The following is an 11,649-nucleotide window of genomic DNA, read 5'->3' as shown; positions in this document are numbered from 1 at the left end:
CCGCCGCCTGGTGAGCGAGGCCGTCGCTAGATCAGGGGCACCGGTTCACGTTGGCCGAACCGAGGAGCTTGTTGTCCCTGGACACGTAGAAGGTCTCGATCTGCAGTCCGGCGTTCACGACCGAGGTCATGGAGGCGATGCTGCAGACTTGGTTCCGAGCCTGCGCGGATAGGCTTTCGGCCGTCTCGGGCGTCGATTGGAACGCGTGCGTGGCGAGCCCTCGGACCTGACTACCTGCAACGTTGAACGTGTAGGTCAGCGTGAGCGCCTTGCCCTTGGCTTGCGCGCCCGTCAGCGACGACTGCGCATTGATTCTGATCGGAAGGCTTGTCGAGAGGCGAGCGGCCGTCGCGCGCGCGAGTTCGCATATGTCGGCTTTGGCCGGCCCGCCGCGGCAGTAAGCTTGCATCGACTTCTTGTTCGACCCCGCCCTGTGCGTCTCGAGGATGTTCTTGCACACAGGATCTTCCGGGCGGCCTTGGCGCTTGAGAGCGTCCGCTATCGACTGGCAAAGCGAAACTTGGAGGTCGTCGATCGAGGCGCGATTGTCCTTCGCCGGTTGCGCCGGACCCGACTTGAGCTCGGCTCCTAAGGCGGATCCAGACGTCAGCGGCGCAAGCGCCAACGTGAACGCGGTGACGCAAAAGCGTGAAGTTGAAGCAAAATCGCCCATTCGGTCTTCGTCGGTTTCGAGTTCGGGCCTGCGCGTAGCTTAAATCGTAGAGCGTCAAAAATGCTCGCACAAGGCGAGATCGTGCGCCGCGATGCGCCCGACTGCGCCCCGGCTCGCGCTGTTGCACAACCCCCAGCACAACAAGGTGCTGCACGAGCGCGACGTCGGAAGGACCCGCTGCGGCCCTGCGTGCTTCGAGACGCCCGCCGGAGGGCGGGCTCCTCAGCATAAGGAGGGGGCAAGTTCCAGAGACGCAAACCGCCTCATGCTGAGGAGCCGACCGGAGGTCGGCGTCTCGAAGCACGCGCTTCGGTCCCGCGCGACGCCGTGTCCCGGCTCAAGGCCGGGACACGATCTCAGCGCTTTCCGATCATCGGCGTTCGCGGTCAGACCTCCCGCCTCAGTCGTCGCCGCCGTCGGACCGTTCGGCGTCCGCGATCACGGCCTCCGCTTCCGGCTCGGTCTCGTCGGCCGCGTCCGGGGCCGGCAGCCCGATGCGGTAGATGCCCTTGAACGTGTTGGGATCGACCGGCTTGCCCTTGCGGTAGACGGCGAGCTTGCCCCGCCGCGACAGGCGGACGGCGGCGGCGCGGACGTCGGACAGGCGGCCGCGCCAATCCTCCTCGCCGCGCTGCTCGGCGACGGCCTTGGCGGCCTCGGTCGGGCAGATCGTCTTCGCCAGGCCCCGCTCGGTCGCGAGCCGCAGCACCAGATCCTCGATCGTCTCGCTCATGCCGCAGCCTCCGCCGAAACCTGTGATCCACCCATCCACGCGGCAAGATCGGCCCGCGCCCTGTCGGTCAGCATGCGCTTCTTCACCGCCGCCTTCTGCGCGCCGCGGGGGCGTGAGCCGTCGGGCAGGCGGAGCGCGCCCTCCACTGGGGGGAACAGGCCGAAGTTGACGTTCATCGGCTGGTAGCTCTTGGGGCCTTCGCCCTCGACGCTGAGGTGCCCGCCGGTGATGTGGCCGAGCAGCGCGCCGAGCGCGGTGGTGACGGGCGGCGGGGCGAAGGCGCGGCCGAGCCGCTCGCCGGCCGCGAACCGTCCGGCCATGAGGCCCACCGCCGCGCTCTCCACATAGCCCTCGCAGCCGGTGATCTGGCCGGCGAAGCGCAGCCGCGGCTGGGCCTTCAGGCGCAGCGTCGGGTCGAGCAGCTTCGGGCTGTGCAGATAGGTGTTGCGGTGCAGGCCGCCCAGCCGGGCGAACTCGGCGTTCTCAAGCCCCGGAATGGTGCGGAACAGCCGGACCTGCTCGGCGTGGCGCAGCTTCGTCTGGAAGCCGACCATGTTGTAGAGCGTGCCCAGCGCGTTGTCCTGGCGGAGCTGGACCACGGCGTAGGCCTTGATCTCGGGCTGGTGCGCGTTGGTGAGCCCCATCGGCTTCATCGGGCCGTGCCGCAGCGTCTCGGGCCCGCGCTCGGCCATCACCTCGACGGGCAGGCAGCCGTCGAAGTAGGGCGTCGTCGCCTCCCACTCCTTGAAAGAGACCTTGTCGCCGGCGACCAGCCCCGCGACGAAGGCTTCGTACTGCTCGCGCGTCATCGGGCAGTTGACGTAGTCGGCGCCGGTGCCGCCGGGGCCCACCTTGTCGTAGCGCGACTGCCGCCAGGCGACGGACATGTCGATCGAGTCGGCGTGGACGATCGGCGCGATGGCGTCGAAGAAGGCGAGCTCGCCTTCGCCGGTGACGGCGCGCACGGCCTCCGCCAGCGCCGGCGAGGTGAGCGGGCCGGTCGCCACAATCACGCTGTCCCAGGCCTCCGGCGGCAGGCCGGCGATCTCGGCGCGCTCGATCGTCACCAGGGGATGCGCCTCCAGCGCCGCCGTGACGGCGGCCGAGAAGGCGCCGCGATCGACCGCGAGAGCGCCGCCGGCCGGCACCTGGGCGCCGTCGGCCGCCTGCATCACCAACGAGTTCAGCCGCCGCATCTCTTGGTGCAGCAGGCCGACCGCGTTCTGCTCGGCGTCGTCGGAGCGGAACGAGTTCGAGCACACCAGTTCGGCGAGGCCGTCGGTCTGGTGCGCGTCGGTCGAGCGTTCGGGCCGCATCTCGTGCAGCGTCACGGGCACGCCGGCGTTGGCGATCTGCCACGCGGCCTCGGAACCGGCGAGGCCGCCGCCGACGACGTGGATGGGGGAGAAAGGGGCGTCTGTCATCGCGGGAACCTAGTCGCCGCGGCGGGGCGGAGCAATGGACGGCCGCGCCGGCTCAGCCCGCGATCACCGCCTTCACGCCGTCGATCGCGAACTGCACGGCGAGCGCCGCGAGGACGACGCCGAGCAGGCGGGTCAGGACCAGGTTGCCGGTGCGGCCCAGCAGCCGGTCGATCGGCTCGGCGAAGCGGAAGGCGAGGTAGCAGGCCGCGGTGACCAGCGCGACGGTCCCGATCAGCACGCCGAAGCGGAGGGGATCGCCGCCGGCGCGGCCGGAAAACAGCAGCACGGCGGCGATCGCGCCCGGGCCGGCCATCAGCGGGATCGCCAGCGGGAAGGCGGCGAGGTCGTTGTAGTGCTCCTGCAGCGCCTGCTCCGCGGTCGAGGCCTTCCGCTCCATGCGCAGCTGGAAGATCATCTCGAAGGCGATCCAGAACAGCAGGATGCCGCCTGCGATCCGGAAGGCCGGCAGGGTGATGCCGAGCTGACGCAGCAGCCAGTCGCCGACCAGCGCGAAGCCCGCGAGCACGCAGAACGCGATGACGACGGCGCGGAGCGCGATCCGCCGGCGCGCGCTCGCGCTCGCCCCCGGCGTGAGCGCCAGGAACACCGGCGCGAGGCCAACCGGATCCATCGTCACGAGCAGGGTGACGAAGGCGGACGAGAAGAAATCGAGGAGCACGCGTGGATCCCGAGACGGCGCGGCGGGAGAGCCTCGGAAGCCTATCCACAGTCGCGGCGGCGCGAAAGAGCGGTGGGCGCCTGTCGTGTTTCCGCCATGCGCTCCGGGTCGCGCCCGTAACATATTGGCGTATATGAGGTTTTAGCGTCGCCGAATCGGCGGGCGAAGTTGGCGTCGGCGCGCGGAATCGTCTAGTTTGCGGCCGCAAGCAACGATCGAAAGCATTTCAATCTTGGCCGATCCTACCGATCCGACGTCCGGCGGCCCGTCCGACATCAAGCCGGTCTCCATCGCCGACGAGATGCGCCGCTCCTACCTCGACTACGCCATGAGCGTGATCGTGGCGCGCGCGCTGCCCGACGTGCGCGACGGCTTGAAGCCGGTGCACCGGCGCATCCTGTTCTCGATGAACGAGAACGGCTACTTCCCCGATCGGCCCTACCGCAAGTCGGCCCGCGTGGTCGGCGACGTCATCGGTAAGTATCACCCGCACGGCGACCAATCGATCTACTTCGCGCTCGTCCGCATGGCGCAGGAATTCTCGATGCGGCTGATGCTGGCGGACGGCCAGGGCAACTTCGGCTCGATCGACGGCGATATGCCGGCCGCCATGCGGTACACCGAGGTGCGGCTGGCGAAGCCCGCCATGGCGCTGCTGGCCGACATCGACGAGGACACGGTCGACTTCCAGGACAATTACGACGGCTCCGAGAAGGAGCCTTCGGTCCTGCCGGCGCAGTTCCCGAACCTGCTGGTCAACGGCGCGGGCGGCATCGCCGTTGGCATGGCGACCAACATCCCTCCCCACAATCTCGGCGAAGTGGTCGACGCCTGCGTGGCGCTGATCGAGAAGCCCGAGATGGAGGTCGAGGAGCTGCTCGAGATCGTCCCAGGGCCGGACTTCCCGACTTCGGGTCTGATCCTCGGCCGCGGCGGCATCCGCTCCGCCTACACCACCGGCCGCGGCTCGGTGATCATGCGCGGACGGGTCGAGGTCGAGACCGTGCGCAAGGAGCGCGAGGCTCTCATCGTCTCCGAGCTGCCCTACCAGGTGAACAAGGCGACGCTGGTCGAGAAGATCGCCGAGCTCGTGCGCGACAAGCGCGTCGAGGGCGTATCCGACCTCCGCGACGAGAGCGACCGCCAGGGCATGCGGATCGTGGTCGAGCTGAAGCGCGACGCGGTCGCCGACGTGGTGCTGAACCAGCTCTACCGGTTCTCCCAGCTGCAGGCGACGTTCGGCGTCAACATGGTGGCGCTCAACGGCGGCAAGCCCGAGCTGATGAACCTGCGCGACGTGCTCGTCGCCTTCCTCGCCTTCCGCGAGGAGGTGATCAGCCGCCGCACCAAGTTCCGCCTCAACAAGGCCCGCGACCGGGCGCATGTCTTGGTCGGCCTCGCGATCGCGGTCGCTAACATCGACGAGGTCATCCAGACGATCCGCACCGCGCCGGACCCGGCGACGGCGCGCGACCGCCTGATGGACCGCGACTGGCCCGCGATGGACGTCGCGCCGCTGATCGAGCTGATCGACGACCCGCGCCACAAGCTGGCGGCGGACGGCACCTACCGCCTGTCGTTCGAGCAGGCCCGCGCCATCCTCGAGCTGCGGCTCGCCCGCCTCACGGCGCTTGGCCGCGACGAGATCGCGGAAGAACTCGACAAGATCGCGGTCGAGATCGCCGACTACCTCGAGATCCTGCGCTCGCGCGAGCGGGTGCAGGCGATCGTGCGCGAGGAGCTGCTGGCCGCGAAGGCCCAGTTCGCCACGCCGCGGCGCACCGAGATCCTCGAATCCGACGCCGACTTCGAGGATGAGGACCTGATCCAGCGCGAGGACATGGTCGTGACCGTGTCCCACGCCGGCTACGTCAAGCGCGTGCCGCTCGCGACCTACCGGGCGCAGCGCCGCGGCGGCAAGGGCCGCTCCGGCATGTCGTTCCGCGAGGAGGACTTCGTCGCCCGGCTGTTCGTGGCGAACACCCACACGCCGGTGCTGTTCTTCTCGTCGCGCGGCCAGGTCTACAAGGAGAAGGTGTGGCGTCTGCCGCTCGCGGCTCCCCAGGCGCGCGGCAAGGCGCTGGTCAACATGCTGCCGCTCGAGCAGAGCGAGCGCATCACGACCATCATGCCGCTCACCGAGAACGAGTCGGAGTGGGCGAAGTACGACGTGATGTTCGCGACCTCGGGCGGCACCGTCCGGCGCAACAAGCTGTCCGACTTCGTCAACGTCAACCGCTCCGGCAAGATCGCCATGAAGCTCGACGAGGGCGAGGCGATCGTCGACGTGCAGATCTGCACCGAGGACGACGACGTGCTGCTGACGACGGCCGGCGGCCAGTGCATCCGCTTCCGGGTCGACGATGTGCGCGTGTTCAAGGGCCGCGATTCGGTCGGCGTCCGCGGCGTGACGCTGGCGAAGGACGACAAGGTCATCTCGCTGTCGATCCTGCGCCACTTCGAGGCGGAGCCGGCCGAGCGCCTGGCCTATCTCAAGCTCGCGAACGCCGTGCGGCGCGGCCAGGGCGAGAGCGCCACGGAGGACGCCCCCGCCGAGATCGACGAGGACGGCGGGGACGAGGACGTCCGGATTTCGCCGGAGCGCTACGCCGCCATGAGCGCGGCCGAGCAGATGATCCTCACCCTGTCGGAGAACGGCTACGGCAAGCGCTCGTCGTCGTTCGAGTACCGGGTCACCGGCCGCGGCGGCAAGGGCATCGTCGCGATGGTCACCAACGACCGCAACGGGCCGCTGGTCGCCTCGTTCCCGGTGGAGCACGCCGACCAGATCATGCTGGTCACGGACGCCGGCCAGCTGATCCGCTGCCCGGTCGAGGGCATCCGCCTCGCGGGCCGCTCGACGCAGGGGGTGATCGTGTTCAACACCGCCGAGGGCGAGCGCGTGGTCTCCGTCGAGCACATCGGCGAGGAGGAGACCGCCGAGGCCGGCGACGAGGGCGACGCCGGCGCGTGAGCGACGGGGTAAGAAAGGTTTAAGCTTAACTTCCGGTCATCGTTGTTCGGCGCATTCGTCCGTGACATCGTCCGGACGTCGGCCCGGTGGGGGAATGGCTACTCTAGGAAGCGGGAACGCTTCTACATCCTGGTTCAAATCCAGGCTGGGCCTCCAAGATCCAAAACGGCGCGTCGCAGGCTCTGCGACGCGCCGTTTTGCGTTTTCAGGATGAAGCCGCCCGGCCGCTCCCCAGGGGCCGGGCGTCCTCGCGCGCGTTCGGGACGAAGAGGGGCGGGATTTCGTCCAGACGCCGTTTCGCGGCGGGGGTCACCGCGCGAGGGGTTGGCTTTCGAGAGAGGTCGCTGCGTTCGGCTTCCCGCCGCGCATTGGCGTCGACGCGGTGGCGAGCACCGCCAGCGACAGCAGCGCGTAGAGCAGGGCGACGCCCGCGAGCGCCGTGCGGAGCCTTTGCGAACGCATCGTCGGTTCGGCGTTCATCACGACCTCCTCGATGTTTCGCCGGCGAGAATGGCGGCGGTCGACTGAACGTTTTCTGGGCCGGGCGTTCATGTCGCGTTCACCGGTTCGAAGCCGGCCGGGCTTGCCGTCCGGACCGCCAGCGCGGTAAGCACGGCGCGCAATCCGCCCTCGGGTTCACGTCGCCGGTCGCCCATGCCCCGCACCGCCTTCTACGCCGGCTCCTTCGACCCGGTGACCAACGGACACCTCGACGTGGTCGCGCGCGCGCTCACGCTCGCGGATCGGCTCGTCGTCGGGGTGGGGGTCCATGCCGGCAAGCAACCGATCTTCTCGGCTGACGAGCGCCGCGAGCTGATCGCGGCGACCTGCGGCCCGCTGGCCGAAACGGCGGGCGTCGCCCTGGAGATCGTCGCGTTCTCGGGCCTTGTCGTCGAGGCCGCGCGCGCGGCCGGCGCGACGCTGCTCGTCCGCGGGTTGCGGGACGCGACCGACTTCGATTACGAGATGCAGATGGCGGGCATGAACGGCGAGCTGGCGCCGGAGGTGCAGACCGTCTTCCTGCCGGCCGGCCCCGCGTCCCGCTTCATCACCGCCACGCTCGTCCGCCAGATCGCGGCCATGGGCGGCGACGTCTCGGCCTTCGCGCCGCCCGAGGTCGCGCGCCGGCTCGCCGATCGGTTCCGTTCATGAGCGCGCCGTCGCGCCGCTCGATCCTTCCGAGGACGCTGTCCATGAAGCTGCTGCTCGCACTCGCCTTCGCGTTCGGCCTCGCCGCCGTCGCGCCCGCCGCGGCGCAGACCGCGGCGCCGGCCAAGGCCGGGCCGTCGATCGTGCTCGAGACCACCAAGGGCGCGGTGACCATCCGCCTGCGGCCGGACCTCGCGCCCAAGCACGTCGAGCGCATCGTCAGGCTCGTGAACGAGAAGTTCTACGACGGCGTTCCGTTCCACCGCGTGATCGCGGGCTTCATGGCCCAGACCGGCGACCCGACCGGCACCGGCTCCGGCGGCTCGAAGTACCCCGACGTCGCGGCGGAGTTCTCCAAGGAGAGCTTCAAGCGCGGCGTGGTGGGCATGGCGCGCGCGGGGTCGCCCGACAGCGCCAACAGCCAGTTCTTCATCTGCTTCGCCGCGTCCCCCTGGCTGGACGGGCAGTACACGATCGTGGGCGAGGTCACGCAGGGCATGGACGTCGTCGACAAGCTCAAGAAGGGCTCGGGCGAAGGCGGCATGGTGTCGAGCCCGGACAAGGTGACCTCCGCCCGCCTCGTCGGCGCAGCGGGCTGATCCCCGCGCTCCGACCTCAACGACAACGAGAGGAACTGACATGAGCGATCCCGAGAACACGCTGGTTCTGGAGACGACCAAGGGCCGCGTCGTGGTGGCGCTGCGCCCCGATCTTGCGCCGGGCCACGTCGCCCGCGTGAAGGAGCTCGTCCGTCAGAAGTTCTACGACGGCGTGGTCTTCCACCGCGTGATCGACGGCTTCATGGCCCAGACCGGCGATCCCGAAGGCACCGGCCGCGGCGGTTCGGGCGTGAAGCTCAAGGCGGAGTTCTCCAAGGAGAAGCACGTCCGCGGCACGGTGTCGGCGGCCCGCTCCATGGACCCGAACTCGGCCGACAGCCAGTTCTTCTTCTGCTTCGAGGACGCGCCGTGGCTCGACGGCCAGTACTCGGTGTGGGGCCAGGTCACCGAGGGCATGGAGAACATCGACAAGATCAAGCGCGGCGAGCCGGTGATCGATCCCGACAAGATCGTGTCGATCAAGGTCGCCGCGGACGCCTGAGGAGGCTTCCGACGATGCTCTCGAAACTCCTGCTCGGGCTGCCGGTCCTTTTGGTCGGCGCGGGCGTCGCGCTGCAGAGCATCGTCAACTCCGGCCTCGCCCAGCGCATCGGCTCGCCGGTGGCGGCGAGCATGGTGTCGTTCTGGGTGGGGACCATCGCCCTCACCACGGCGTCCGTCGCCATGGGCGTGGTCGGCCCGGCCATCGCGAGCGCCCGCGACGTGGCGTTCGGCTGGTGGATCGGCGGCGGCCTGCTGGGCGCGGCCTTCATCGTCGTCGTCACCCTGTCGGTGCCGAAGCTCGGCGTCGCTGCGACGATCGCCTTCGTGATCGCGGGACAGTTGCTCTGCGCGGCGCTGCTCGACCATTTCGGCGCGCTCGGCGTGCCGGTGCAGCCGCTCAGCCTGCTGCGCATGGTCGGGATCGTCACGCTGTTCGTCGGCGCGCTGCTCGTGCGCCTGTTCTGAGCGCGGACGCCGGACCGCGATGGACGTCTCCCTGTTCGATTTCGATCTGCCGGAGGAGCTGATTGCGCTTCGGCCGGCGAACCCCCGCGACAGCGCGCGCTTGCTCGTCGTGCGTCCCGGCGGGACGCCGGAGCTCGAAGACCGGCTGATCTCCGACCTGCCTGACCTGCTCGCGCCCGGCGACGCGCTGGTCGTCAACGCCACGCGGGTGATCCCGGCGCGCCTCAGGGCCGTGCGGCTGCGGGGCGACAGCGCGGCCCGGGTCGAACTGCTGCTGCATCAGCGCCTCGACGGCGCGCGCTGGAAGGCCTTCGCGCGCCCCGCCAAGAAGCTGCTTCCAGGCGAGCGGGTGGTCGTGGGGGCGGAGGGCGGCGCCTGCCTGCTCGGCGCGCTGGCCGCGACCGTGGAATCCCGCGGGGAGGGCGGCGAGGTCACGCTCGCCTTCGATCTGTCGGGGCCTGATCTCGACCTCGCGATCGCCCGCGCCGGCGAGATGCCGCTGCCGCCCTACATTGAGGGCAAGCGCGCCACCGACGCCCGCGACGGCGAGGACTACCAGACGCTGTTCGCGCGCGAGCCCGGCGCGGTCGCGGCGCCTACCGCCGGCCTGCACTTCACGCCGCGCCTCACGCAAGCGCTCGACCGCCGCGGGGTCTCCCGCCACGAGACCGTGCTGCACGTCGGCGCGGGCACCTTCCTTCCCGTGAAGGTCGACGACACCGACGACCACCGCATGCATTTCGAGAACGGCGTGCTGGAAGCCGGAACCGCCGAGGCGCTGAACGCGGCGCGCGCCGCCGGCGGCCGGCTGGTCGCGGTCGGCACCACCTCGACGCGGCTGCTGGAGAGCGCGGTCGACCCCGACGGACGGCTTTCGGCGTTCGACGGCGCGACCGACATCTTCATCACGCCGGGCGTGCCCTTCCGGGCGGTGGACGCGCTGCTGACCAACTTCCACCTGCCGCGCTCAACGTTGATGATGCTGATCGCGGCCTTCGCCGGCCTCGACGTCGTCAAGCGCGCCTACGCCCACGCCATCGCCGAGCGCTACCGGTTCTACTCCTACGGCGACGCGTGCCTGTTCCTGCCGGAGGGCTCGTCGCGTCGATGAGCTCGAGCGGGGAGAAAAGCGCGCGTCATGCCCGCTTTCGCGGGCATCCACGACTTGGCCGGGCGTAGCGCGCCGGGCGGAAGTCGTGGATACCCGGCTGCGCCGGGCATGACGGCGGGCAGGCGACGACGTCGAGCCGAACACGAGCGTTGAAACGAGAGATGAGCGCCATCCCCTTCACCGTCTCCGCGACCGACGGCGCCGCCCGCACCGGCGCGCTCGTCTTTCCGCGGGGGGCGATCCGCACCCCGGCCTTCATGCCGGTCGGCACCGCCGCCACCGTCAAGGCGATGTACGCCGATCAGGTGCGCGACACCGGCGCGGACGTGGTGCTCGGCAACGTCTACCACCTGATGCTGCGGCCGGGCGCCGAGCGGGTGGCGGCGCTCGGCGGGCTCCATAAGTTCATGGGCTGGCAAGGCCCGATCCTCACCGACAGCGGCGGCTTCCAGGTGATGTCGCTCTCGGCGCTGCGGAAGCTCGACCCGGACGGCGTCACCTTCCGCTCCCACATCGACGGGTCGCAGCACCGGCTGACGCCCGAGCGATCGATCGAGATCCAGCGGCTGCTTGGCGCCGACGTCTCCATGCAGTTCGACGAATGCGTGCGGCTGCCGGCGACGCCGGAGGAGGTCGAACGCGCCATGCGGCTCTCGATCGCCTGGGGCGAGCGCTCGAAGGCCGCCTTCGGCGCGCCGGAGGGCAGGGCGCTTTTCGGCATCGTGCAGGGCGGCGACGTGGCGGAGCTGCGGAAGCAGTCGGCGCGCGCCCTGGTCGACATCGGCTTCGACGGCTACGCGATCGGCGGCCTTGCGGTCGGCGAGCCGCAGGCGACCATGCTCGCCATGCTGGAGGAGACCACGCCCGAACTGCCGGCGGATCGCCCGCGCTATCTGATGGGCGTCGGCTCGCCCGACGACCTGCTGAAGTCGGTCGCGCGCGGCGTCGACATGTTCGACTGCGTGATGCCGACCCGCGCCGGGCGCCACGGCCTCGCCTACACCCGCTTCGGCCGGATCAACCTCAAGAACGCCCGCCACGCCGACGATCCGCGTCCGCTCGACCCGGAAAGCGACTGCCCGGCCGCGCGCGACTACTCCCGCGCCTACCTCCACCATCTCGTAAAGACCGGCGAGATCCTCGGCATGATGCTGCTGACCTGGGCCAATGTGGCGTATTACCAGAGCCTGATGGCCGGGGCGCGCGCCGCGATCGCCGACGGGCGTTTCGCCGACTACGCGGCGGAGACGTCCAAAGTCTGGGCGGACGGCGATCCGGGTTCGTAAAATCGCGCCGGGTTCGTTATTGCACTGATATCCAGTTCGTTACCTTCTCAGG

Annotated in this window: 12 protein-coding genes and 1 tRNA gene; 8 read left to right on the top strand and 5 right to left on the bottom strand. The window is 69.9% G+C overall.

The genetic code is table 11. The annotated features are described in order from the left end of the window. Positions 1-31: 31 nt before the first annotated feature. The 4 genes from JOD31_RS03515 to JOD31_RS03500 form a co-directional block, all read right to left on the bottom strand. Positions 32-673: a hypothetical protein gene (locus tag JOD31_RS03515; protein ID WP_204948903.1), complete on the bottom strand. Its 642-nt coding sequence runs from the start codon at positions 671-673 to the stop codon at positions 32-34. A 400-nt stretch (positions 674-1,073) separates the two neighbouring features. Beyond that, positions 1,074-1,406 carry a DUF3253 domain-containing protein gene (locus tag JOD31_RS03510; protein WP_204948902.1) on the bottom strand — a complete coding sequence of 111 codons (333 nt, stop codon included), beginning with the start codon at positions 1,404-1,406 and terminating at the stop codon, positions 1,074-1,076. Further along, positions 1,403-2,830 (bottom strand): methylenetetrahydrofolate--tRNA-(uracil(54)-C(5))-methyltransferase (FADH(2)-oxidizing) TrmFO, encoded by a 1,428-nt coding sequence (gene trmFO / locus JOD31_RS03505; protein ID WP_204948901.1) that lies wholly within the window; start codon positions 2,828-2,830, stop codon positions 1,403-1,405. Before trmFO ends, JOD31_RS03510 begins: the two co-directional genes overlap by 4 nt. A 52-nt stretch (positions 2,831-2,882) precedes the next feature. Beyond that, positions 2,883-3,509 (bottom strand): MarC family protein, encoded by a 627-nt coding sequence (locus JOD31_RS03500; protein WP_204948900.1) that lies wholly within the window; start codon positions 3,507-3,509, stop codon positions 2,883-2,885. A 232-nt stretch (positions 3,510-3,741) separates the two neighbouring features. On the opposite strand from JOD31_RS03500, the gene gyrA reads away from it, so the two are divergent. Beyond that, complete coding sequence (gene gyrA, locus JOD31_RS03495) at positions 3,742-6,483, top strand: DNA gyrase subunit A (protein ID WP_204948899.1); 2,742 nt, start codon at positions 3,742-3,744, stop codon at positions 6,481-6,483. An 80-nt stretch (positions 6,484-6,563) separates the two neighbouring features. Continuing rightward, positions 6,564-6,639: transfer RNA gene (locus tag JOD31_RS03490), tRNA-OTHER, on the top strand. A gap of 153 nt (positions 6,640-6,792) precedes the next feature. Here JOD31_RS03490 and JOD31_RS03485 read toward each other — a convergent pair. Then, a complete protein-coding gene (locus JOD31_RS03485) occupies positions 6,793-6,963 on the bottom strand; it encodes a hypothetical protein (RefSeq protein ID WP_204948898.1) in 171 nt (56 codons plus the stop codon). 174 nt (positions 6,964-7,137) lie between these two features. Here JOD31_RS03485 and coaD point away from each other — a divergent pair, with 174 nt between their 5' ends. The 6 genes from coaD to tgt all read left to right on the top strand — a co-directional run bounded on the left by coaD (position 7,138) and on the right by tgt (position 11,597). Continuing rightward, positions 7,138-7,635 (top strand): pantetheine-phosphate adenylyltransferase, encoded by a 498-nt coding sequence (coaD, locus tag JOD31_RS03480; RefSeq protein ID WP_204948897.1) that lies wholly within the window; start codon positions 7,138-7,140, stop codon positions 7,633-7,635. Positions 7,636-7,676: 41 nt separating this feature from the next. After that, positions 7,677-8,231: a peptidylprolyl isomerase gene (locus JOD31_RS03475; protein WP_204948896.1), complete on the top strand. Its 555-nt coding sequence runs from the start codon at positions 7,677-7,679 to the stop codon at positions 8,229-8,231. A 40-nt stretch (positions 8,232-8,271) separates the two neighbouring features. Beyond that, positions 8,272-8,733, top strand: a complete 462-nt coding sequence (locus JOD31_RS03470; protein WP_020184637.1) for a peptidylprolyl isomerase — start codon at positions 8,272-8,274, stop codon at positions 8,731-8,733. Positions 8,734-8,747: 14 nt separating this feature from the next. After that, positions 8,748-9,200, top strand: coding sequence for a DMT family transporter (locus JOD31_RS03465; protein ID WP_204948895.1), 453 nt, complete (start codon positions 8,748-8,750; stop codon positions 9,198-9,200). A gap of 19 nt (positions 9,201-9,219) precedes the next feature. Beyond that, complete coding sequence (queA, locus tag JOD31_RS03460; RefSeq protein WP_204948894.1) at positions 9,220-10,311, top strand: tRNA preQ1(34) S-adenosylmethionine ribosyltransferase-isomerase QueA; 1,092 nt, start codon at positions 9,220-9,222, stop codon at positions 10,309-10,311. 161 nt (positions 10,312-10,472) lie between these two features. After that, on the top strand, positions 10,473-11,597 hold the full coding sequence (gene tgt, locus JOD31_RS03455) for a tRNA guanosine(34) transglycosylase Tgt (RefSeq protein WP_204948893.1): 1,125 nt from the start codon (positions 10,473-10,475) through the stop codon (positions 11,595-11,597). Positions 11,598-11,649 lie beyond the last annotated feature (52 nt).

Source organism: Methylopila capsulata (assembly GCF_016907975.1).
GTDB lineage: Bacteria > Pseudomonadota > Alphaproteobacteria > Rhizobiales > Methylopilaceae > Methylopila > Methylopila capsulata.
Note: the sequence above shows the minus strand (reverse complement) of the source record. Positions and strands in the feature narration are given on the sequence as shown.